Origin of the sequence: Arthrobacter sp. Y81 (assembly GCF_002929335.1) — a bacterium.
Taxonomy (GTDB): Bacteria; Actinomycetota; Actinomycetes; order Actinomycetales; family Micrococcaceae; genus Arthrobacter.
In genome coordinates this window covers 26,122-48,748 of record NZ_PJIL01000017.1, presented here as the reverse complement: position 1 = coordinate 48,748, position 22,627 = coordinate 26,122, and the positions used below count along the sequence as shown (strand labels likewise).

The following is a 22,627-nucleotide window of genomic DNA, read 5'->3' as shown; positions in this document are numbered from 1 at the left end:
CCTTCAATGCAACCCTACTCTAGTGAGATTTGTGGCGAAGAGTGACACGATGGGCATATGAGAGAAAGCAGCAAACCGTCGATGCCTGCCGCTTTCAGTTACCCCGGCCATGGCAGGAATGCCAGGATTGGCATTGCCATTTGCCACGGCTTCACCGGGAGTCCCCTCAGCGTCATGCCGTGGGCCCTGCACCTGGCCGAGCAGGGGTTTGCGGTCTCCGTACCCCTCCTGCCCGGGCATGGGACCGACTGGCGCGAGCTGGCCCGTTCCGGCTGGCGGGAATGGGCCGGAGCCTTCGATGCCGCCTACGTTGAGCTGGCGGGCCGGACTGAGGCCTGCTACGTCGCAGGGCTGTCAATGGGAGGGGCCGTCGCCCTGCGGACGGCGTCCCGCCACCCCGTTGCCGGAGTGGCCGTGGTCAACCCCGGGCTCAGCTTCTACGACCGCAGGATACGGATCATCGGCATCCTGAAGTACTTCCAGCGGACCACCCTGCCGATTGTGGAGGCCAACCCCACAGCGGCCACGACTGAGGATGGCGACTATTCACAGACACCGCTCGCGGCCGTCCACCAACTGAAGAAGCTGTTTGCTGCCGCCCGCCGCGGACTGCCGCGCGTGACCGCTCCGGTCCTGGTCTTCAAATCGGACAACGACGACGTTGTGCCGCCGTCGTCCCTGGCGATGATCAGGCGGCGGCTGGGGTCAGCCGACCTTGGCGTCATCCCGCTGCCAAACAGCGGACACGTCGCCACGCTGGACAACGATGCGCCGGTGATTTTCGAGAATTCGACCCGCTTTTTCCATGAGCACGCGCCGCACCACGTATCCTCGGAGACATCATGAGCATCGCCGCCGACCACAGCCCCTTTATCAGCCCGTTTACCGGCGATGGCCCGTCGGTTGGCGTCGCCGTTTCCCATGGCTTCACCGGGAGCCCGCACGGCGTGCGGGCCTGGGCCCAATCCCTGGCCGACGCCGGCTTTGCCGTGCGGATGCCGCTCCTGCCAGGACACGGCACCAGCTGGCAGGAACTTGCGAGGACCCGCTGGCAGGATTGGCATGCCGCCTACGACGCTGCCTACCTGGAGCTTGAGGCCGAATGCGACCACGTCTTCACGGCCGGCCTGTCCATGGGCGGGGCCCTCGCCCTGAGGGTGGCCGCCCGGCGTCCTGTGGCGGGAACAATCGTGGTCAACCCGGGCCTGGTCATCGACGATCCCCGCGCCCCCCTCGCCGGCATCCTGAAGCTGGTGATGAAAAGCACTCCCGCCATTGCGAACGACATCCTGAAGCCGGACATGGACGAGGGCGCCTACCCGCGGACACCGGTGGCGGCGGCCCACGAACTCAACAAGATGTTCAAGGACACCCTGCGGCTGCTGCCCCTGATCACCGCACCCGTGCGGGTGTTCCGCTCTACGGTGGACCACGTGGTGTCGGACTCCAGCATTGTGGCGCTGCGCCGTGGCCTGACCAACGCCCCGCTGGAGCTCAGCGCCTTGGAAAACAGCTACCACGTGGCCACCCTGGACAATGATGCCGAGGAGATTTTTCGCGGGACCGCGGAATTCATCCGCAGAGTGGTACCGGGACACGTGGACGCTACCCCCTCTCGCCCTGAAGGACACGGCTGATGACCAGATCCGACTCCAATTCCTCGGACCAGAGCGCGAACCAGGACGACGCCGTGTGGCTGGATTTGGTTTCGCGGCTCGAGAGCCGCGGCCCGGAGGCTCCGGCCGGAGAAGGCAGCGCCCCGTCCAGACGGCCGTTCCGCGACTTCGATCCCCTGGGGCTGTCCGGCGCCGCCCCGACGGAGCCCTCTGCGTCGGAACGCCAGGCCGCTTCCCATGAACCGCTCCCCCGGGCGGACCACGCGGCGGCGGGCACCGGGCCTCGGGACTATGAAGCGGACGACGACGACCCGTTCGTTCCCGAGGAACCGCCAAGCCTGGCCGGAACAAATCCCCTGACCATGCTGGCCTGGCTGGGGGCGGTGGGCGGACCCGTGGCCCTGGTGCTCGCCGCCATGTTTTGGCGGTCGGCGCCGCTGATGGCCATTTTGGGCATTGTCGCAGCGTTCGTCCTGTCAGTGATCTACCTGATCATGCAGCTGCCGCAGGAAAAGGACGATCACGACGACGGCGCCCGGGTTTAGCGTTTAGCCGTGCATCCGACTGCTGACCCGGGACAGGTCCGCGGCGCCAATCAGTCCGGCGTTGGGCCCCAGCGCCGCCAGTGCGATTTCCGCTGCGGGCCGGAACCCGCGCCCGGTCAGGTTCCTGGCAAAGGCCTTGCGTGCCGGCGCCACCAGCAGTTCGCCGGCGTCGCAGAGTCCTCCGCCGATCACGAACTTTCCGGGATCCAGTGCCGCCGCGAGGTTGGCGAGGCCAAGACCCAGCCATTCGCCGACGTCTTCCAGCAGTTCCCGCGAGGTGGGGTCCCCTGCCTTCGCCAGTTCCGTCACGATGGCCCCGGTGATCCGGTCCACCTGCCCGTCCACAGCTCTCAGGAGTTCCTGCGCCACGGGTGAATTGGCAGCGGCCAGCTCACGGGCTTCGCGGCCCAGGGCGTTTCCGGACGCGTACTGCTCCCAGCAGCCGCGGTTTCCGCATTCGCACCGGTGCCCGCCGGGCATGATGATCTGGTGGCCGAACTCACCGGCGACACCAAACCGTCCGCGCTCCACCCTGCCGTCCATCACCATGGCACCGCCGATCCCCGTGCCTAGTGTGATGCAAACGAGCCTGTTCTGTCCCTGCCCTGCACCGAAGCGCCACTCCGCCCACGCGGCAGCATCGGCGTCGTTGGTCAGCAGGACCGGCCGGCGCAGGAGGCGCTGGAGGTTTTCCCGCAGCGGTTCGTTGCGCCAGGCGAGGTGCGGGCTGAACAGCACCGTCCCGCCGTCGAGGTCCATCCAGCCGGCCGCGCCGATTCCCACCGACCAGATGCGGTGGCCGCGGCCCAATTCCTCCACGAGTTCCACGATCACCTGTTCCACTGCCCGGGGATCGTTCCCGGGCGTGGAACGCCTGGCCTGGCTGAGGATCCGGCCGTCGGCATCCACCACACCGGCGGCAACCTTGGTTCCCCCGATGTCTACGCCGATCGCCAACCCCTTGCGGCCCAGCCGGAGGTGCTCGCGGAAGCTCTGGCTTGCAGAGAGCGAATCCTGCGCGGAAGGCTTCCTCCGCCGCCAGGCGGCCGTCCGTCGGTAGGGTCTGGGCAGGTCGCCGGGCGAAGGTGTGTGCATGGTTCCCCATTCTATTGCCCGGCCCTTGTCTTCCTGCGCTGCCGGCCATGCGCCAAACGGCTCCCGGCCGGGCTCCAGGGATGCCTCCAGGCGGGCCGGACTGGCGGGATTCCTGCACTTGACCGTAAAGTTACTCACCAGTAGGTAAATCAGAACACACCTCCGCAACGGGCGTACTAGTGTTAGCAGTACCCCTTGCGGGTCTATGGATAACAAAGGAGCTATCGTGCGCGAATTCAGTGTTCCGCCCTTGGTCAAAGTACCCCCGGAAACCAACATCACCGACCTGGTGCTGCGGCAAGCCGCCAAGGCCTCGAACCCGTCCCTGTATTCGCGTCTCGATGCCGCCGGGCAGTGGCAGGATATTTCCGCCACCGACTTCCTCGCAGACGTCCGCGTCCTGGCCAAGGGCCTCATGGCCAGCGGCGTCGCAGCCGGGGACCGCGTTGGCATCATGTCCCGTACGCGGTACGAGTGGGCACTCGTGGACTTCGCCATCTGGTTCGCCGGCGGCATCTCCGTTCCCATCTACGAGACGTCCTCACCCACTCAGGTGGCCTGGAACCTGGGCGACTCGGGTGCAGTCGCCGCCTTTGGCGAGTCAGCGCACCACGAGGACATCATCCGGCAGGCCGCCACATCCGAAGGACTCTCTTCGCTTGCCCACGTCTGGCAGCTTGAGGGCGCAGGGCTGGAGGAACTGCGCGCCGCCGGTACGGCCGTCAGCGACGAAGACCTGGAAGCACGCAGGAGCCTGGCTTCGCTCTCTGACGTCGCCACGATCATCTACACCTCGGGCACCACGGGCCGGCCCAAGGGCTGCGAACTGACGCACGGCAACTTCGTGGAGCTTTCCGAAAACGCCCTGGCCACTTCGCTGTCCGGTATCGTCCATGAGCAAGCCAGGACCATTATGTTCCTGCCGCTGGCCCACGTGTTCGCGCGCTTCATCTCGGTCCTGGCCGTGGCTGCCGGTGTCACCGTGGCCCACACGCCGGACATCAAGCACCTCCTCCCGGACCTGCAGAGCTACAAACCGACGTTTATCCTGGCGGTGCCGCGGGTTTTCGAAAAGGTCTACAACTCCGCACTGACGAAGGCCGAGGACGGCGGCAAGGGGGCCATTTTCCACAAGGCGGCCGACACCGCCATCGCCTACTCGCGTGCCCGGCAGGCCGGGTCCGTGGGATTCGGCCTCAAGCTCCTGCATGCGCTCTTCGACAAGCTCGTCTACAGCAAGCTGCGCGCGGCCATGGGCGGCGAGGTGGCCCACGCCGTGTCCGGCGGCGGACCCCTGGGCGAACGCCTGGGGCACTTCTTCCAGGGCATCGGCATGCAGATCCTCGAAGGCTACGGCCTGACCGAAACCACGGCCCCGATCACGGTGAACACTCCCCAGCTGATCAGGATCGGAACGGTGGGTGCCCCGCTGCCCGGGAATGCGGTGAAGATAGCCGACGACGGCGAGATCCTCGCCAAGGGCGTCTGCGTAATGCGCGGCTACTACAAGCGTGACGACCTCGCGGCCGACACCTTCGTGGACGGCTGGTTCCGCACCGGCGACATCGGACAAATGGACAGTGACGGCTTCCTGACCATCACGGGCCGCAAGAAGGAAATCATCGTAACGGCCAGCGGCAAGAACGTGGTGCCCGCCCTGCTGGAAGACCAGATCCGGGCTAACGCTCTCGTGTCGCAGGTCCTCGTGGTGGGAGACAACAGGCCGTTCATCGGCGCGTTGGTGACGTTGGACGAGGAAGCCCTGCCGGGTTGGCTGCAGCGCCACGGGCTGCCTGCCAGCACCACCCTTGCAGCAGCGGCGGACCATCCCGTGGTCAAGGCAGCAGTGCAGGACCTGATCACGCACGCCAACCAGTCAGTGTCCCAGGCCGAGGCCATCAAGTCGTTCCGGATCGTGCCGTCCGACTTCACCGAGGCATCCGGCCACCTGACCCCGTCAATGAAGGTCAAGAGGGCCCAGGTGATGAAGGACTTCGAAGCGGTCATCGTGGACATGTACGCTGCACCCCGCCCGGCCCGTGCCGAGCCGTCAGGACAGCACTAGAACCAGCGCTAGCACCGGCTGCAAATGACCGTCCCGGCGATTGCCGGGACGGTCATTAAACGGAAAGGCCTCCCGGCGTTCGCCGGGAGGCCTTTCCGTTTATGGCTTACTCCACTGGCCTATTCGACCACGAGCAGCAGGTCTCCGCCCTGGACCTGTTCCACGGCGGATACCGCCAGCCGGGAAACCGTGCCGGCCGCCGGCGTCGTGATGGAGGCCTCCATCTTCATGGCCTCGATGGTGGCGACCGTATCGCCGGCGTTGACGGCGTCGCCCACCTTGACCGTCAGTGTGACGGCACCGGCGAACGGCGCGGCGACGTGGCCCGGCTGCGTCGGGTCCGCCTTTTCAGCGGCCTTGACGTTGCTGACAACGGAGCGGTCGCGGACCACAACCGGCCGGGACTGCCCGTTGAGCGTGCACATCACGGTGCGCATGCCCTTCTCATCCGGTTCCGAAACGGCTTCGAGGGAGGCGATCAGGCGCACGCCCTTCTCGAGTTCGATCTCGTGTTCCGCTCCGCGCTGGAGCCCGAACAGGTAGTCGCGGGTGTCCAGGACCGAGAGGTTGCCGTAGGTCTCCACGCTCTTCAGGTAATCCTTGGTGGGACCTTCGAAGAGCAGCCGGTTGAGGGTCTGCTGACGGGTCTTGGAATCACCCTTCAGGGCGGCGCTGTCCTCGGCGCTCAGATCGGCGTCGCGTACCTTGATGCTGCGGCCCTGGAGGGCCTTGGTGCGGAACGGTTCGGGCCAGCCTCCGGGAGGATCGCCGAGTTCGCCGGACAGGAACCCGATGACGGAGTCCGGGATGTCGTAGTTCTGCGGGTTTTCGTTGAAGTCGGCGGGGTCGGCGTTGAGGCCCACCAGGTGCAGGGCGAGGTCACCCACCACCTTGGAGGACGGCGTGACCTTCACGAGCCGGCCCAGGATGCGGTCGGCTGCCGTGTACATGTCCTCGATGGCCTCGAAGCGTTCGCCGAGGCCAAGGGCCATGGCCTGCTGCCGCAGGTTGGAGAGCTGGCCGCCGGGGATCTCGTGCTGGTAGACGCGGCCGGTGGGACCCGGCAGGCCCGACTCGAACGGGGCGTAGACACGCCGCACGGCCTCCCAGTACGGTTCCAGCGAGCTGACCTTGGCCAGGCCCAGGCCGGTGTCGCGCGGGGTGTGGGCCAGGGCGGCAACCAGGGCGGATGCCGAGGGCTGGCTGGTGGTGCCGGCCAGGGACGCCGAGGCGACGTCCACAGCGTCCACTCCCGCATCCACGGCGGCCAGGAGCGTGGCCAGCTGCCCGCCTGCCGTGTCGTGGGTGTGCAGGTGGACCGGAAGGTCGAAACGGTCCCGCAAGGCCGCGACAAGCTTCGCAGCGGCCGCAGGGCGCAGCAGGCCCGCCATGTCCTTGATTGCCAGGATGTGCGCGCCGGCGTCGACGATCTTTTGCGCCAGCTCCAGGTAGTAGTCCAGCGTGTAGAGCTTTTCGTCGGGGTCGAGCATGTCGCCGGTGTAGCAGAGAGCGACCTCGGCGACGGCGGTGCCGGTGGCCCGCACCGCCCGGATGGCCGGAGCCATCTGGTTGACGTCGTTCAGGGCGTCGAAGATCCGGAAGATGTCGATTCCGGTGGCTGCGGCCTCGTTGACGAAGGCCTCGGTGACCTCCTCCGGGTACGGTGTGTAGCCCACGGTGTTCCGGCCGCGGAGCAGCATCTGCAGGCAGATGTTGGGCAGGGCCTTCCGGAGGGCTGCGAGCCGGTCCCAGGGATCCTCGCCGAGGAACCGCAGGGCGACGTCGTACGTGGCTCCGCCCCAGGCCTCCACGGAGAGCAGCTCAGGGAGCAGCGCGGAGACGGCGGGGCCCGCCGCGACGAGGTCGCGGGTACGGACGCGGGTGGCCAGCAGCGACTGGTGGGCGTCGCGGAACGTGGTGTCGGTGACGGCCACGGCAGTCTGCTCGCGCAGGGCCTTGGCGAAGCCCTCGGGACCCAACTCGAGCAGCCGCTGGCGCGAACCCTTGGGGGCGGGGGTGTCCCCGACGGCGGGCAGCTTCGCAGCGGGGTTCGAGTGGACCGTAAGTTCGCCGTTGGGCTTGTTGACGGTGACCTCTGCCAGCCAGGTCAGCAGTTTGGTGCCGCGGTCCGCGGAGACGCGGGCCTTGAGCAGCTCGGGGCGCTCGTCAATGAAGTTCGTCGCCACATCGCCCGCGACAAAGTCCTTGTCGTCCAGGACGGCCTGGAGGAAGGAAATGTTGGTGGACACACCGCGGATGCGGAACTCCGCCAGGGCACGCCGGGCACGCGCCACAGCTGCGGGGTAGTTGCGGCCGCGGCAGGTCAGCTTGACCAGCATCGAGTCGAAGTGCGGGCTGATCTCGGCACCCGAGTACACAGTTCCGCCGTCGAGCCTTACACCGGCGCCGCCGGCAGAGCGGTAGCCGGTGATCTTTCCGACGTCGGGCCGGAAGCCGTTGGCCGGGTCCTCGGTGGTGATGCGGCACTGCAGTGCAGCACCCTTGAGCTGGACGGTCTCCTGGGACAGGCCGAGGTCAGCGAGCGTCTCGCCCGAAGCGATGCGCAGCTGCGCCTGGACCAGGTCGACGTCCGTTACTTCCTCGGTGACAGTGTGCTCCACCTGGATGCGCGGGTTCATCTCGATGAACACGTGCTGGCCGGCGCGTTCGCCGACGGTGTCCACCAGGAATTCCACGGTGCCGGCGTTGACGTAGTTGAGCGCCTTGGCGAACTTCACAGCATCGCGGTAGAGCGCCTGGCGGATGCCTTCGTCCAGGTTCGGGGCCGGTGCGATCTCCACGACCTTCTGGTGGCGGCGCTGGATGGAGCAGTCGCGTTCGAAGAGGTGCATGATGTTGCCCTCGGCATCGGCCAGGATCTGGACTTCGATGTGGCGGGGGCGCAGGACTGCCTGCTCCAGGAACATAGTGGGGTCACCGAACGCGGCGTCGGCTTCGCGCATGGCGGCCTGCAGCGCTTCGGGCAGGGCGTCCCGGGTGTCCACGCGGCGCATGCCGCGGCCACCGCCGCCGGCGACAGCCTTGGCGAAGATGGGGAAGCCGATGACGTCCGCGGCGGCGATCAGCTCATCCAGGTCCTTCGAGGGCTGGCTCGACTTGAGGACGGGCACGCCGGCCTTGCGGGCTGCTTCGAGGGCGGCGACCTTGTTGCCGGCCAGTTCAAGGACCTCGGCCGGCGGACCCACAAAGGTGATGCCGGCCGCTTTTGCGGCCCGGGCGAGGCGCGGGTTCTCGGACAGGAAGCCGTAACCGGGGTAGATAGCGTCAGCTCCGGATTCCTTGGCCACCCGCACCACTTCGTCCACGTCGAGATAGGCGCGGACGGGATGGCCCTCTTCGCCGATCAGGTACGCTTCATCAGCCTTCTGGCGGTGGATGGAGTTACGGTCCTCGTTGGGGAACACAGCTACAGTCTTGGCGCCCAGCTCGTAGCCGGCACGGAAGGCGCGGATCGCGATCTCGCCGCGGTTAGCCACCAGAATCTTGGAAAACATACTTCTCCTGCATCATTGCGCGGGTGTATCGGTAAGTGGTCACAGTGTGTAAGACGTGCGCGGGGAAACACAAATCATTGTGTCGACCATCACAGAATTATCCGTCATGCGGGCGGGAATAGGCACGCCGGGGTGGCAACGGCGTTCGGGGTCCTGCCGGATGCGCCGCACACACGCCCAATGAAACGGGATTCACCGGCGCGGCAACATATGATGAGTTGGGGGTGGCGCAAGCCCGCCCTCCGCTCCGGGCAAGCCGGAGCCGGCACTACCCCAACACGGCAACCGGCGTTAGGTATTGGTTTTTCAAGTGCAAGTAGTCAGCATCAGCAGCCTCAAAGGCGGGGTCGGCAAAACTTCCGTCACCACCGGATTGGCATCTGCGGCCCTGGCCGCCGGCATCCCCACTCTCGTGGTGGACCTTGATCCCCATGCGGACGCCAGCACCGCACTGGGCGTCCAGCCCGATGACCAACTGGATATCGGCAGGATGCTCAAGTCACCGCGCCGGGCCCGCCTGGCGGAGAACGTCGTCGCGAGCAGCTGGGTGGCCCGCGAAAACTACAACGGAGCCCGGCCCGCCGTCCTGGACGTGGCCGTCGGTTCCGCGTACACCGGCATTTACGACCGCCCGGACCTCGGCCGCCGGGACCTGCGCAGGCTCTCGGCAGTCCTGGCCGGCACCGACAAGTACCAGCTGATCCTGGTCGACTGCCCGCCCTCGCTGAACGGCCTGACCCGGATGGCATGGTCGGCCAGCAGCAAGGTGGCCCTCGTTGCCGAACCGGGATTGTTTTCGGTGGCCGGCACGGAGCGCACCATGCGTGCCATCCAGCTCTTCCGCCAGGAATTTGCCCCGAACCTCTCCCCCGCCGGGATCATCGCGAACCGTGTCCGCACCGGTTCGTCCGAGCACGCCTTCCGCCTGGCCGAGATGCAGTCCATGTTCGGCGAACTGCTGCTGACCCCGCACATTCCGGAGCAGGCAAACTGGCAGCAGATCCAGGGCGCCGCCCATTCTGTTCATCACTGGCCGGGTGATTCCGCCAAGAACGCCGCCAGCCTGTTCAACTCGCTGCTCGATAACCTGCTGGCCTCCAACGGCGTGGATTCCACCGGGGCAGCCCGGGAACGCAGCCTGCGCTAGCGCGCTTCCGCGTTCCGGACGTCAAAGCGCAGAAAAGGCCGCCTTCCTGATGGAAGGCGGCCTTTTCTGTTGGTCCCGTGTTGACCTGACAACCAGCCAGGCTGCTCCGGTCAGCCGATCTTGCGGGCGGCCCTGCGCTTGCTGAGTTCATCATCCGGGAAGGACTGCTCGACGGCATGCTCGCTGGGAAGCGCCGCGAGGCTGCCTTCCACTTCGCGCCACACGCGGCCGACGGCAATCCCGAAGACGCCCTGGCCGCCCTGGACCAGATCGATGACCTCATCCGCGGACGTGCACTCGTAAACGCTTGCGCCGTCGCTCATCAGGGTGATCTGGGCGAGGTCTTCAACGCCACGTTCGCGCAGATGCTCCACCGCAGAACGGATCTGCTGCAGGGAGACGCCAGTATCCAGGAGCCGCTTGACCACTTTCAACACCAGAATGTCGCGGAATCCGTAGAGACGCTGCGAGCCGGAGCCGGCGGCACCGCGCACGGCCGGCTCAACGAGACCCGTGCGGGCCCAGTAGTCGAGCTGGCGGTAGGTGATGCCTGCGGCCTTGCAGGCGGTCGGTCCGCGGTAACCTGCGTCCTCGTCCAGGACGGGGAGGTCTTCCGTGAAGAGGAGGCCCTGGGCACCACTCGCCGGCAGGGCTATGCCTGCCGTTGAAGCCTGCTTTAGCTCGCCTGCTTCGCCTTTCGGACTCACGTGGACCCTCCTCGTCGTATGCTCCCCTAAGGAAGTCGCAGCAACAGCGATCACAGATTTGAAATTCATCCGTGTAATTCAGCCGGGGCTGCACATTCCAGTGTGACTTGCGCGGCTGTTGTATGCAATGGGAACTTGATACCTTCGACGTTAGGCCTGCCACGCCCCAAGGTCAAAGACGTTGGCCCCATTTCGGGGGCGTGTCGAAACTTTCAGCCTCAACTTCAACCTTAATGTGATCTCAGCCGTCGAAGTCTTCCGGTTCAACGTCGTCCAGGAACTCCCGGAAGCGCCGCAGTTCGCGCTCCTCGTCCACGGTGGGACCGGGCTCCGTGTCCTCGCCTTCGTCGTGCTCGGTAATCCGGACACCGGCTTCATCCATGACCGAGTCCGCGCACCAGATGCGGCATTTGGCCCGCAAGGCCAGGGCGAGGGCGTCAGAGGCCCGGGAACTCACGGTGGTGCCGTCTTCAAACTGCAGCTGGCCGTAGAAGATGTTGTCTTCAACAGCAACGATGTTCACGCTGACGATCGAGTGGCCCAGCGACTCGACGACGTCGATCAGAAGGTCGTGTGTCATGGGCCGCGGCGGCACCACACCCTGCTGGGCCAGCGCAATCGCGCTGGCCTCGGGGGTGCCGATCCAGATGGGCACGTGCCTTTCTCCGTGGATCTCCCGCAGCAGCACCAGCGGCTGGTTCGAGGGCAGCTCGATCCTCACACCCACGATCTCCACTTCAATCATCAGATGTCCATTCGCGATATACGGTCCTGCACCAGGGCACGGTGCAGCGTCAGGCACAGATCACTGATTTCCCGGGCTGCCTCAGCGGCCCGGGCATGGGATGCAGCATCCTTGCGGGAGGTCAGCGGCGCGACAGCCCGCTCCACCAGCCCGAATTCCCGTTCCGCGGCGGCCTGGAACGGCCGAAGGTGACGGGGTTCGAGGCCGTGGCTTTCCAACTGCACGCACGCGCGTGCCACCTGCAGGGCGTGCTCGTCGAACTTCCCGTTGACGTGGCCGATCAGGCCGAAGTCCAGCAGGGACTGCAGCAGCGGCACGCTGGCGCCGGACTCGGCCCGCAATTGGTCCTCGCTCAGCCTGCGCACTTTGTTCTGAAGTTCGGCGGCGAGCTCGTCGGAAACGATCCGGGGCGACACCGTGACGCCAGGCGGAAGGTTCTCCGGGCGTTCGCCGCGGTCGATGGCGTCCAGATAGTCCTTGATGACCTTCAGCGGAAGATACTGGTCCCGCTGGAGGGCAAGGACGAATCGAAGCCGCTCAACATCGGTGTCCGCGTACTGCCGGTAGCCAGCGGGCGTGCGTTGCGGGTTAATCAGGCCTTTTTCTTCAAGGAACCTGATTTTGGACGCGGTCATTCCGGGAAAGTCGTCGCTCAGCTGCGCGAGTACTTCCCCTATGTTCAGGACCTGGGGTCCGCGCCGTTCCGGTTGTGCCAGTGCCACAGGCAACTACCCCGGGATCAGACGTTGCCTGCTGCGCGGGCAGGGCTGAGGTAGAAAGTGAGCCGGAACTTGCCGATCTGGACTTCATTCCCGGACTTGAGTTCCACGCTGTCCACGCGGTCGTGGTTGACGTAGGTGCCGTTGAGGCTGCCGGTGTCAACGACCTCGAAGCTGCGGGCAGTCCGGCGGAATTCGACGTGGCGGCGGGACACTGTGACGTCGTCAAGGAAGATGTCCGCGTCCGGGTGGCGGCCGGCCGTGGTGACGTCCGAGTCCAGCAGGAAACGCGCGCCCGCATTGGGTCCGCTGTGGGCAACCAGGAGTGCCGAACCGAACGGAAGCGCCTCGACGGCAACCCGTTCCTCCCGGGACAGCCTGGGCTCAATGATCGGCTCGTCACGGATTGGCGTGAGGTGAATCGAGGTGGTCTCCGAAGCCTTCACTCCGCCCGTGCCGTAATCACCACTGCTGTGGTTCTTCTCGTGACCAACCATGGATTCCTCCTCTTCCGTTGCAGATGTCCCCCTGCAAACAACGCGTACCCTCCGGAAAAGCCTGGCTGATCCGGTAATCGGCGTGTCGTCCGGCTGTTAATTGCTTAACAGCCGGACCGCCATGCCAGTTGTCTTTAGCCTACCTGTTGTTCGTACTCCGATGCACTGAGCAGGGACTCCACTGCATCAGCCTCTGCAAGCTTGACTTCAATCAGCCAGCCCTCGCCGTAGGGATCGCTGTTAATGAGCGCCGAATCGGTGTCCAGCGCTTCGTTCCGGGCAACGATTTCACCAGTCACGGGAGCATAAATGTCGCTCACGCTCTTGGTGGACTCCACCTCGCCCACGACGTCGTTCGCGGTGACCTTCGTGCCGACTTCGGGCATCTGGGCGTAGACGACGTCACCCAGCGCGTCCTGGGCAAAATCGGTGATGCCGACGCGCACCACGCCGTCAGCGTTCGGCGCGGTAACCCACTCGTGTTCGGCAGTGTAGGACAGGTCTTCGGGAATGTTGCTCATCAGGGGCCTTTCATCGGGTCAACCAGGAATATCGGTCAATCAGCAATGTCATCGGAGGTCTGCAGAACAAGCCGCCGCTGAAAGTATATGCATATCAACTGCCGCGGCAGGGAGCGCCCTGTCGGACCCTTGTGGCACAGTGGTGACATGCCAGAACTTCCCGAAGTGGCCGGGCTGAGCGCTTTCCTGGGCACCCAGCTTCGCGGAGCCGTGCTGACGAAAATCCAGATCGTCTCGTTTGCGGTCCTCAAGACGGCGGACCCGCCGTACACGGCGTTGGAAGGCCGGACCATCACCGACGTCCAGCGCCAGGGAAAGTTCATCATCCTGGATACCGGCGGAATCTACCTGGCGTTCCATCTGGCCAAGGCCGGTTGGCTGCGGTACACGGAATCGCCCTCGAATGCCGTAATGCCGCGGGGCAAGGGGTATATCGCCGCGCGGCTGGAATTCGCCAGGAACAGCCCGGAAACCGACAGCGGCAAAACCCATCTCGGAATCGACCTGACCGAGGCCGGCACAAAGAAGAGTCTTGCGCTCTACGTGGTCAGGGATCCGACGGATATCCCGGGGGTTGCCAGCCTGGGTCCCGATCCGTTGGGCGATTCGTTCGGCCTGGGTGCGTTCGCCGAAATTCTTTCCGCCAGCACCCAGCAGATTAAGGGACTGTTACGCAATCAGGGGGTGATTGCGGGGATCGGCAACGCCTACAGCGACGAAATCCTCCACGCTGCCCGGATCTCGCCCTTCGCCATCGCAAAGTCGTTGGATCCCGACACTGTCCGCGTCCTGTACGACGCCGTTCACAGTGTCCTGGGGGCGGCCGTAACAGACGCCGTGGGAAAGGCGCCAAACGAACTGAAGGATGCAAAGCGGAGCACCATGCGGGTACACGGCCGGACCGGGCAGCCCTGCCCCGTCTGCGGGGACACGGTCCGGGAAGTGTCTTTTGCCGACAGGGCCCTGCAGTACTGCCCTACATGCCAGACCGGAGGCAAGATCCTGGCCGACCGGCGGACCTCCCGTTTCCTGAAGTAGCGCCGCACAAAGGCAGGGGCGCCAAAAACCGGCACAAAGAAAAACCGCCCCGCCGCCGGGATTCTTCCCTGCGGTGGAGCGGTTTCTTTGGTCGGGCTGACAGGATTTGAACCTGCGACCCCTTGACCCCCAGTCAAGTGCGCTACCAAGCTGCGCTACAGCCCGTTAGTTCCGCCGTTCTCCGCCTCGGTTTACTCTCGGGTTTCCCCGGGATTTTCACCTCAGCAGTCCGGCCGAACCACCTCCAAAAGCTTACACGATTCCGGAGGGTGCTCGTGACACTTTAGGGGTGTCACGGGCAAGGTGTGTCGGAATTAACGCTTCTTGCCCCGCTTTTCGCGGACACGCATGTTGACCTCAATGGGTGTGCCCTCGAAACCGAAGGTTTCGCGGAGGCGCCGGGTGATGAAACGACGGTATCCCGGATCCAGGAAACCGGTGGTGAACAGCACAAACTTGGGCGGACGGCTGGACGCCTGGGTGCCGAAAAGGATGCGGGGCTGCTTGCCGCCGCGGACCGGGTGCGGGTGAGCCGCCACCAGTTCGCCGAGGAACGCGTTCAGGCGGCCGGTGGGGATCCGCTTGTCCCAGCTTTCCAGTGCCGTATCCAGGGCAGGAACCAAACGGTCCTTATGCCAGCCGGTCAGTGCCGAAATGTTGACCCTCGGCGCCCAGGCCACGTGGGCCAGGTCCTGCTCGATTTCACGCTCGAGGTAACTGCGGCGTTCGTCGTCCAGCAGGTCCCACTTGTTGAATGCGAGAACCAGTGCGCGGCCGGATTCGATGGCCAGCTGCAGGATGCGTACGTCCTGCTCGCTGAGCACTTCGTCCACGGCGAGGAGCACGACGGCGACCTCCGCCTTTTCCAGGGCGCTCTGGGTACGCAGCGAGGCATAGAAGTCAGCGCCCTGTGCCATGTGCTGGCGGCGGCGGATACCAGCGGTATCCACGAAGCGCCAGGTGCGCCCGCCAAGCTCGATGAACTCATCGACCGGGTCGCGCGTGGTGCCGGCGGTGTTGTCCACCACAACGCGCTCGGAGCCGGCCAGCTTGTTCAGCAGCGACGACTTGCCCACGTTGGGCCGCCCGATCAGGGCGATGCGGCGCGGGCCGCCGGAGCGCTCCAGGCCTTCAATCGTGGAGAACTCAGGCAGGGTGTCCATAACGTGGTCCAGGAGGTCGGCGACGCCCCGGCCGTGCAGTGCGGACACCGGATACGGCTCGCCGAAGCCGAGGCCCCACAGGGTTGCCGAGTCGGCTTCCTGGGCAAAGTCGTCCACCTTGTTGGCCACCATGATGACCGGCTTCTTGCTCTTGCGGAGCATCTTCACGACGGCTTCGTCCGTGGCGGTGGCGCCGACGGCGGAGTCAACGACGAACAGCACGGCGTCGGCAAGCTCCACGGCCATCTCGGCCTGTTCGGCTACGCGGGCGTGGATGCCGCGGGCATCGTGCTCCCAGCCGCCGGTGTCGACGACGGTGAAGTTCCGCCCGTTCCAGGTGGCCGAGTACATAACACGGTCACGCGTGACGCCGGGGGTGTCCTCCACGACGGCTTCGCGGCGTCCGAGGATACGGTTCACCAGGGTGGACTTACCCACGTTGGGCCGGCCGATGATCGCCAGGACGGGATCCAGTTTAACCGGGCCGTCGAAGTCGTGGTCGTCATATTCGCCGCTCAGGAGGGCGGCGTCTTCCTCGTCCAGTTCGTAGTCGTCCAGGCCTGCCCGGAGGGAGGCAGCACGAAGCTCCGCCTCGTCATCGTCCAGGGCAGCAAGATGCTCTGCCACCTGGTCCGTGCCGGTGGGCGTGTATTCGTCTTCGCCGGCGCCAAATTTGCCGGAGGCTTGAGTCGTATCGCTCATTGCACTTTCCTTAGTGGTGATCTGCCGGCGTCCCGGCTACTTCTTCATGACGTTCTTGCGGGGAATCCGCGCCGGGCAAAGGCTGCCCGCTGAGTTGAATCGTTTGCTGGACATGCCGTGCCAGAGCAGCGCGGATCTCATTTCCCGCCCTGTCCATTGAAACACGGCCTGTCTCGCCGGGCCTGCGGTCCACTGCTACGGCCTCGCCGAAACTGACGTGCAGTCTCCGGCCGGGCCGGGGAACTGCGTCGAGGTGCTCCCCGGCGATCCTGGTGCCCAGGATGGCAACCGGAACCACCGTCGCGCCGGAGTTCAGCGCGAGCCAGGCCACCCCGTTGTTGATGGTGGATGCCTCGCCGCTCCCCCGGGTTCCTTCCGGGAGGATGCCGACGCAGCGGCCGGCGTCGAGCGCGCACTTGCTTATCTGCAGTGCGGCACGGTCACCGGACCGGTCCACCGGTAGCTGGCCCGAGGCCTTGAGAACCTGCCCCAGGAAGCCCCTGAACATTTCCTTCTTGACCAGGATGTGCATGGGGCGCGGTGAGGCGCCGAACATCACCGGCCCGTCCAGGAAACTGATGTGGTTCCCTGCGAAGATCACGGGACCCGCCGTTGGAACGTTCTCCCGTCCGCGGACAGTTGTCCGGTAGACAACGTGGTCGAGGAACCAGCCGACGGGCCGGCTCCAGGCCATGGTCCAGGCGCCCGGAAGGACGGAAGCGCCCGCCGGGAACGGGCGGGGCGCGTGCCCTTCGGCGTCAGTCACGATTAACGACCTTGTTGACTATGCCCAAGGCCGCGTCAACCGTGCCGTCGAAGTCCAGATCCGAAGAATCCAAGGTGACAACGCCGTCCGCCGCTGTGGTGAAGTTCACTACGGTGGAGTCCTTGGCATCGCGCTGGGTGACCTGGGCCGCCAGCTGTTCTGCGGTCTGCGTGCCGCCCAGCTGGACGCCCCGGCGGCGAAGCCTGGCCTCCTCGCTGGCAGTCAGCAGCATGCGGACTTCTGCGCCGGGCGCGACGACGGTAGTGATGTCGCGACCTTCCACCACGATGCGGCGGTGGTGGATCTCGATCAGCTCACGCTGCCGGCGCACCAGTTCCTTTCGCGCACCGAGGGTGGTGGCGATGGCACTGACAGCCGAGGAGATGGCCGGTTCCCGGATGGCCAGGGTGACGTCTGTTCCGCCGACCCGTACATATTCCTCGTTCGGGGTGGTGCTGACTTCCAGCGGCAGGTCTTCGGAAGCCTGCTCGATGGCGGCGGCATCGTTCAGGTCAATGCCCTGCTCCAGGCAGAACCAGGTCAGGGCACGATACATGGCGCCCGTGTCCAAGTAGGCGAGGCGCAGGCGGCGTGCCACTTCGCGGCTGACGCTTGACTTTCCGGACCCCGAAGGGCCGTCGATGGCAACAACCAACGGCCTGCCTTGACGGAGCATGGGTACGGTATCGATGAGTTCCTGTGTCATTACTGCAGTACCCGCCATCCACGGTCGTTGAGTGCTTCGATCAGCAGATCATGCTTGTTGGGCAAAACCGACAGTTCCACCATTCCTACATTCTGCCCGGAGGAATGGTCCAGCCGCAGGTCCTCGAGGTTGACCCCGATCTCGCCGATCTCCGTCAGGAGGCGGGCGATCTGCCCCGGCCGGTCGTCCACGAGGACGGTCAGCCAGGAGTACGCCTGCGGGGGGCCGCCGTGCTTGCCCGGAATGCGGGACTGCCCGGCGTTGCCCTCGCTGATCAGCTGTGCCAGGTCAAGGCGGGCGCCCGGTGCCGTGGGATCTTCGAGGGTCCCGATCAGCCGGTTGAGGTCCTCGCGGACCCCGTGCAGGATGTCGACCAGCTGCGCCGCGTTGCCGCCAAGGATCTGAACCCACAGCGTGGGATCGCTGGCCGCGATCCGCGTGACATCGCGCAGGCCGTTGCCGGCAAGCGACAAGGCGTGTATGGGCGTACCCTGCAGCCGGCTGGCAACGAGGGAGGACATGACCTGGGGAAGGTGCGACACGAGTGCCACGGCCTGGTCGTGTTCCTCGGCGCCGAACTGGGTGACCATGGCACCGAGATCCGTCGCCAGGGCACGGGCGGCCTGCAGTGCGCCGGGCGACGTTTCCTCCGACGGGCACACCACCCACGGCATGGAAGTAAACAGTTCGCCACGGGCCGCCACAGGTCCTGACTTTTCCCGGCCGGCCATCGGATGCGTCCCCACGTAGCGGGAAAGGTCCACGCCGCGACCGCGCAGGTCGGCCAGGATGCCGGCCTTGACGCTGGCGATGTCCACAACGGTTGCCGCCGGGTACTCGGCCAGCGACCGTTCCACCACATCGGCTGTTACGTCCGGCGGCGCGGCCACGACAACGAGTTCAGGCTGTTCGTCGCCAAGGCGCGACAAGGGAAGGCCTGCACCGATGTCGACGGCGACCGCCTGGTTGGTGGGTGACGGATCGGACAGGAACACGGACAAGCCGCGCCCCCGGAGTCCGAGGCCGATGCTGGTTCCCAGCAGTCCCGTTCCGATAACCACCGCCGGGCCGTTCAGGTGCCCGCGGCCGTGGGTACGAAAGGCTGACATGCGCTACAGCCCTACGGATGCCAGCAGGTGGCCGACTTCCTGCTTGCCGAGGTTGCGGATGCTCCCCTGGCGCTGGTCTCCCAGACCGATGGGGCCCACCTTGACCCGCACGAGCCGCAGGACAGGGAAGCCGACGGCGTCGAAGAGGCGGCGAACGATGCGGTTCTTGCCGGAGTGCAGCACAACCTCGATCAGCACGTGCCCCGGTGTGGAGTCCACCAGCTTGAACGAGTCCACCGACGCGAATCCGTCCTCGAGTTCAACGCCTGACTTCAGCTGCGCGCCGATTCCCTGCGGGAACGGACCGCGGACCTGGACCAGGTATGTCTTGGGCACCTCGTAGGACGGGTGCGTCAAACGGTTGGCGAGTTCGCCGTCGTTGGTCAACAGCAGCAGTCCCTCGGTGGCGACGTCGAGGCGTCCCACGTGGAAGAGGCGTTCGCCGTGGCTGTTGCGGACGAAATCGCTGATGCACGGACGGCCGTCCGGATCCTCCATGGTGGACACAACGCCCTTGGGCTTGTTGAACACCATGTAGACCATGTTTTCGTCCAGCTGGATGCGCAGGCCGTCAACGTGGATCACGGCAGTCTTGGGATCGACGCGGACGCCGAGTTCGGTGACCACCTTGCCGTCCACTTCAACGCGGCCTTCGGAGATCATTTCCTCGCAGACGCGCCGTGAAGCGACGCCGGCGGAGGCCATGACCTTCTGCAGGCGGATGCCGTCGGCATCGTGCATTTCGGACTGCGGAACATCGCCGCGGGGTCCGCGCTTGCGCGAAGGCTTGCGGACGGCTCCGAGGTTCTGGCCGAACCGTTCGCCGCCGAATGCGCGCGTACCGAATGTCTTGGCTGCGGCGGACCGTGGCTTGGGCTTGAGGGCTCCGGGAGTGCCGGGGGCCTTGCCGGCGCCGGGCTTGCGTGAACCGGGCTTACGGGCTGCAGGCTTGCCTTGCTTCCAGTCACCGGATGCCGGGCGGTCTGCCGCTTCGCCGGCCGGACCCTGCAGGTCCGGATCGATGAAGGCCTCTTCCCGAGGCTTGGGGTGCTTGAAGGGACGGTCGCCGCCGCCCTTGTAGCCGGCACCGCCTGCACGACTGCCGCCCTGTGCCGGATTGCGTCCGGCTTTGTTTTGTCCGGTGCTGTTGCGTCCCGAACTGTTACGTGGTGAACCCTGGCGTCCCGCCTGTGTCATGACCCGTCCTTCGTTATGTTGGCCGGCGAGGTTGTCTCCCGACAACACTGGCCAGCCGGGCGGATTAAGTCCGCCCTGGTGGATACTTGTGCGCAGGCAGGGATACTGCCTACATTCTTCCGGCGTCGTAGAACTCTTCGATGCCTTCAAGCCCCGGAAGATGGGGTGAAAGCTGCGGCAACTCAGCCACCGAGCCGATTCCCATGCGTTCCAGGAAATACGACGTCGTGCGGTAAAGGATGGCTCCGGACTCGGGATCGGTTCCCGAGTCTTCGATCAGTCCCCGCTGCAGCAGCGTCCGCACGACAGAGTCAACGTTAACTCCTCGAATTGCAGACACCCTGGCCCTTGATACGGGCTGGCGGTATGCGATGACGGCGAGCGTTTCCAACGCCGCCTGCGTCAGCCTGGCTGTCTGTCCTTCCAGCACGAACCCGCCGACGACGTCGGCGAACTCCGTGCGGGAATAGATGCGCCAGCCTCCGGCGATATTCCGCAATTCAAAACCCCGGGGGCTGGATTTGTGGCCAGCAGTGTTGATACACGCAGTGCTGGCAACGTCCGTGTCCGGGGCATTAACAGTATAGCCGTTATACTCGCGCTGAAGTTCCGCGAGCAGCTTCTCGACGGCGTCGACCGTCAGGTTCAGCCCGGCGGCGAGCTCCGTGGCGGTGGCCGGCTGGTCAATCACCATCAGCACCGCCTCGATGGCGGCGCGTTCGCCGCCGGGGAGATCGGCCACATTCAGTCCGCTCTCCCCGTCCCCGCTGGTGGTTGGATCCGGCGACGTAGCGCTCACGGCTGTTCCTCGTATTCCTCGCTGAGATGTTGGCTGCTCCACTCATCATCCGCTGCCGTCCAGTGCACCGTGAGGTCGCCCAGCGGCAGGAGCTGGTCGAACGCGACCACTTTGTCCCTGAACATTTCCAGGAGGGCCAGGAAACGGGCCACGACGACGAGCGTGGACTCGGCGTCGGCGATCAGTGCCCGGAAGGACAGCGGCCTTCCCTGCTGGAGTTTCAGTCCAAGAATTTCGGCCTGCTCCTTGACGCTGACGGTGCTGCCGTGGAGGTGTGCCAGGCCGATCTGGGTCGGGGCGGCTTCCCTGGGTTTCAGGGCGGCTTCCGCCAAGGCGGCGAACTGCCCCGGCGTATGGCGCCACACCAGTTCCGGCAGCAGTGCGGCGAAGTGGCTTTCCAGGGCCACCTGGCGCGGGTAGCTGCGGGCTTCAAGCTCCAGGGTGGAATTGATCAGTCCGGCCACGTGCTTGAAGGCCTTGTATTGGAGCAACCGGGCGAAGAGGAGGTCCCGCGCCTCGAGCAAGGCGATGTCCTCATCGTCCTCAACCTCGCCCGCCGGCAGGAGCCGGGCGGCCTTGAGGTCCAGGAGGGTGGCTGCGATCACCAGGAATTCGCTGGCCTCATCGAGCGCCCATTCCTCGCCCAGCTGCTGCAGGTTCTTGATGTACTTGATGAATTCATCGGTCACGGTGGCCAGGGCCACTTCCGTAATGTCCAGCTGGTGCTTGGTGATCAGGCCGAGCAGCAGGTCAAAGGGACCCGTAAAGTTGGCAAGCCTGACTTCGAAGCCGGGTTTTTTCGCTGGCTCCGCCGCCGGGCCTGCCGGAGAATCCGCCAGCGGCCCTGCCTCCGGCTCTGCCTGGGGGCGGGTGGGAGCGAGCGGGGTGCCTGCCAGTGCCACAGCCTTGGCTAGGGCGCGCCGCCGCGCGAAATCAGCTCTTTGGCCAGGCGGCGGTAGGCGTCGGCGCCGATGTGGTTGGCGGCGTAGCTGGTGATCGGTTCCGCGGCCACTGTGGCGTCGGCAAACTTAATGGAGCGCTTGATGACGGTCTCGAAGACCTTGTCCCCGAACGCCTCCACCAGCCTGCTGATGACCTCGCGGCTGTGCAATGTGCGGGCGTCGTACATCGTGGCGAGCACCCCGTCCACCTGCAGCCTGGGGTTCAGCCGGTCCTGGACTTTGTCGATGGTTTCCACCAGCAGCGCGACAGCGCGCAGGGCAAAGAATTCGCAGATCAGCGGGATGATGACGCCGTGGGCGGCGGTGAGGGCGTTGACCGTCAGCAGGCCAAGCGATGGCTGGCAGTCGATCAGGACGACGTCGTAATCGTCCTCGACCTTCTTCAAGGCACGGTCCAGCACCTGTTCACGCGCAACCTCGTTGACCAGCTGCACTTCCGCGGCGGAGAGGTCGATGTTGGCCGGCAACAGGTCAACATTCTCGACGCCGGTGTGCTGGATGGCGTCGCGGATGTCCACTTTGCGGTCCATCAGGACGTTGTAGACCGTTAGGTCCAGTTCATGCGGATTCGTCCCGAGACCGGCGGACAGCGCCCCCTGGGGGTCGAAATCCACCAGCAGGACACGGCGGCCGTATTCGGCGAGCGCGGCGGCCAGATTGATGGTGGAAGTCGTTTTACCGACTCCACCCTTCTGGTTCACCATGGCGATCACACGGGCGGGGCCGTGGGACGACAGCGGCGCAGGCTCGGGAAATTCGCGGTAGGGGCGCCCGGTGGGACCCATGATGGCGTCTTCCAGGTCGAGTTCGGTGCCTTCCAGAGTTGCGGAACCCTGTTCGCTGCTCACGTATCTATCCACACTTTCGATGACGTTGATGTCCTGCCGCTGAATGTTCAGCGCCGATGGTTCTTCCACCCAAGGTTACAGCGCCGCAACCGTGATTCAACGGAACTTGACACGCGCCCTTGATTGAGCCTTTACCTTCTGGTAGAGGTCGAAGGTTGATGCCAC

General features: G+C 65.5%; 21 protein-coding genes and 1 tRNA gene. 6 read left to right on the top strand and 16 right to left on the bottom strand.

Translation table 11 applies throughout. From position 1 onward, the window contains the following. Positions 1-57 precede the first annotated feature (57 nt). Genes CXQ91_RS19130 through CXQ91_RS19120 form a run of 3 tightly spaced genes read left to right on the top strand, consistent with a single transcriptional unit; the run spans position 58 to position 2,161 of the window. Positions 58-846, top strand: a complete 789-nt coding sequence (locus tag CXQ91_RS19130; protein WP_104175468.1) for a carboxylesterase — start codon at positions 58-60, stop codon at positions 844-846. Continuing rightward, complete coding sequence (locus tag CXQ91_RS19125) at positions 843-1,637, top strand: carboxylesterase (RefSeq protein WP_104175467.1); 795 nt, start codon at positions 843-845, stop codon at positions 1,635-1,637. The genes CXQ91_RS19130 and CXQ91_RS19125 overlap by 4 nt, the downstream gene beginning before the upstream one ends. Continuing rightward, positions 1,637-2,161 (top strand): hypothetical protein, encoded by a 525-nt coding sequence (locus CXQ91_RS19120; protein WP_104175466.1) that lies wholly within the window; start codon positions 1,637-1,639, stop codon positions 2,159-2,161. Before CXQ91_RS19125 ends, CXQ91_RS19120 begins: the two co-directional genes overlap by 1 nt. Positions 2,162-2,164: 3 nt before the next feature. Here the strand turns inward: CXQ91_RS19120 and CXQ91_RS19115 are convergent, their stop codons facing one another. Continuing rightward, entirely contained in the window at positions 2,165-3,256 is a 1,092-nt protein-coding gene (locus CXQ91_RS19115) for an ROK family glucokinase (RefSeq protein ID WP_104175465.1), read from the bottom strand. A gap of 226 nt (positions 3,257-3,482) precedes the next feature. Between CXQ91_RS19115 and CXQ91_RS19110 the strand changes: the two genes are divergently transcribed. Next, the gene (locus tag CXQ91_RS19110) at positions 3,483-5,321 is read left to right on the top strand and encodes a long-chain fatty acid--CoA ligase (RefSeq protein WP_104175464.1); all 1,839 of its coding nucleotides are present in this window, start codon (positions 3,483-3,485) and stop codon (positions 5,319-5,321) included. 119 nt (positions 5,322-5,440) lie between these two features. Here the strand turns inward: CXQ91_RS19110 and CXQ91_RS19105 are convergent, their stop codons facing one another. Further along, a complete protein-coding gene (locus CXQ91_RS19105; protein WP_104175463.1) occupies positions 5,441-8,836 on the bottom strand; it encodes a pyruvate carboxylase in 3,396 nt (1,131 codons plus the stop codon). Positions 8,837-9,146: 310 nt separating this feature from the next. Between CXQ91_RS19105 and CXQ91_RS19100 the strand changes: the two genes are divergently transcribed. After that, complete coding sequence (locus tag CXQ91_RS19100; RefSeq protein WP_104175462.1) at positions 9,147-9,983, top strand: ParA family protein; 837 nt, start codon at positions 9,147-9,149, stop codon at positions 9,981-9,983. Positions 9,984-10,093: 110 nt separating this feature from the next. Here CXQ91_RS19100 and CXQ91_RS19095 read toward each other — a convergent pair whose 3' ends face one another. The 5 genes from CXQ91_RS19095 to gcvH all read right to left on the bottom strand — a co-directional run bounded on the left by CXQ91_RS19095 (position 10,094) and on the right by gcvH (position 13,172). Continuing rightward, positions 10,094-10,690 (bottom strand): MerR family transcriptional regulator, encoded by a 597-nt coding sequence (locus CXQ91_RS19095; protein ID WP_104175461.1) that lies wholly within the window; start codon positions 10,688-10,690, stop codon positions 10,094-10,096. A gap of 241 nt (positions 10,691-10,931) precedes the next feature. Next, the gene (locus CXQ91_RS19090) at positions 10,932-11,435 is read right to left on the bottom strand and encodes a bifunctional nuclease family protein (RefSeq protein ID WP_011691403.1); all 504 of its coding nucleotides are present in this window, start codon (positions 11,433-11,435) and stop codon (positions 10,932-10,934) included. Then, entirely contained in the window at positions 11,435-12,151 is a 717-nt protein-coding gene (locus CXQ91_RS19085; RefSeq protein ID WP_104175534.1) for a MerR family transcriptional regulator, read from the bottom strand. Before CXQ91_RS19085 ends, CXQ91_RS19090 begins: the two co-directional genes overlap by 1 nt. Before the next feature lie 23 nt (positions 12,152-12,174). Next, positions 12,175-12,651 carry an FHA domain-containing protein gene (locus tag CXQ91_RS19080; protein WP_104175460.1) on the bottom strand — a complete coding sequence of 159 codons (477 nt, stop codon included), beginning with the start codon at positions 12,649-12,651 and terminating at the stop codon, positions 12,175-12,177. A gap of 134 nt (positions 12,652-12,785) precedes the next feature. Beyond that, positions 12,786-13,172: a glycine cleavage system protein GcvH gene (gene gcvH, locus CXQ91_RS19075; protein ID WP_104175459.1), complete on the bottom strand. Its 387-nt coding sequence runs from the start codon at positions 13,170-13,172 to the stop codon at positions 12,786-12,788. Positions 13,173-13,319: 147 nt separating this feature from the next. Here gcvH and CXQ91_RS19070 point away from each other — a divergent pair, with 147 nt between their 5' ends. Beyond that, on the top strand, positions 13,320-14,210 hold the full coding sequence (locus tag CXQ91_RS19070; RefSeq protein ID WP_104175458.1) for an Fpg/Nei family DNA glycosylase: 891 nt from the start codon (positions 13,320-13,322) through the stop codon (positions 14,208-14,210). Positions 14,211-14,298: 88 nt separating this feature from the next. Here CXQ91_RS19070 and CXQ91_RS19065 read toward each other — a convergent pair. From CXQ91_RS19065 to CXQ91_RS19025, 9 genes are all read right to left on the bottom strand, one after another. Beyond that, positions 14,299-14,375: transfer RNA gene (locus CXQ91_RS19065), tRNA-Pro, on the bottom strand. A gap of 149 nt (positions 14,376-14,524) precedes the next feature. Beyond that, positions 14,525-16,075, bottom strand: a complete 1,551-nt coding sequence (gene der, locus CXQ91_RS19060; protein ID WP_104175457.1) for a ribosome biogenesis GTPase Der — start codon at positions 16,073-16,075, stop codon at positions 14,525-14,527. A gap of 10 nt (positions 16,076-16,085) precedes the next feature. Then, positions 16,086-16,769, bottom strand: a complete 684-nt coding sequence (locus CXQ91_RS19055; protein WP_104175533.1) for a 1-acyl-sn-glycerol-3-phosphate acyltransferase — start codon at positions 16,767-16,769, stop codon at positions 16,086-16,088. Positions 16,770-16,833: 64 nt separating this feature from the next. Then, complete coding sequence (cmk, locus tag CXQ91_RS19050; protein ID WP_104175456.1) at positions 16,834-17,547, bottom strand: (d)CMP kinase; 714 nt, start codon at positions 17,545-17,547, stop codon at positions 16,834-16,836. Then, entirely contained in the window at positions 17,547-18,656 is a 1,110-nt protein-coding gene (locus CXQ91_RS19045; RefSeq protein ID WP_104175455.1) for a prephenate dehydrogenase, read from the bottom strand. Before CXQ91_RS19045 ends, cmk begins: the two co-directional genes overlap by 1 nt. Before the next feature lie 3 nt (positions 18,657-18,659). Then, positions 18,660-19,853 (bottom strand): pseudouridine synthase, encoded by a 1,194-nt coding sequence (locus tag CXQ91_RS19040; protein WP_104175454.1) that lies wholly within the window; start codon positions 19,851-19,853, stop codon positions 18,660-18,662. Positions 19,854-19,962: 109 nt separating this feature from the next. Beyond that, positions 19,963-20,547, bottom strand: a complete 585-nt coding sequence (locus CXQ91_RS19035) for an SMC-Scp complex subunit ScpB (protein WP_374953682.1) — start codon at positions 20,545-20,547, stop codon at positions 19,963-19,965. A 101-nt stretch (positions 20,548-20,648) separates the two neighbouring features. Beyond that, positions 20,649-21,491: a ScpA family protein gene (locus tag CXQ91_RS19030; protein ID WP_258074137.1), complete on the bottom strand. Its 843-nt coding sequence runs from the start codon at positions 21,489-21,491 to the stop codon at positions 20,649-20,651. Between the two features lie 71 nt (positions 21,492-21,562). Continuing rightward, on the bottom strand, positions 21,563-22,462 hold the full coding sequence (locus CXQ91_RS19025; protein ID WP_104175531.1) for a ParA family protein: 900 nt from the start codon (positions 22,460-22,462) through the stop codon (positions 21,563-21,565). Between the last annotated feature and the right edge of the window lie 165 nt (positions 22,463-22,627).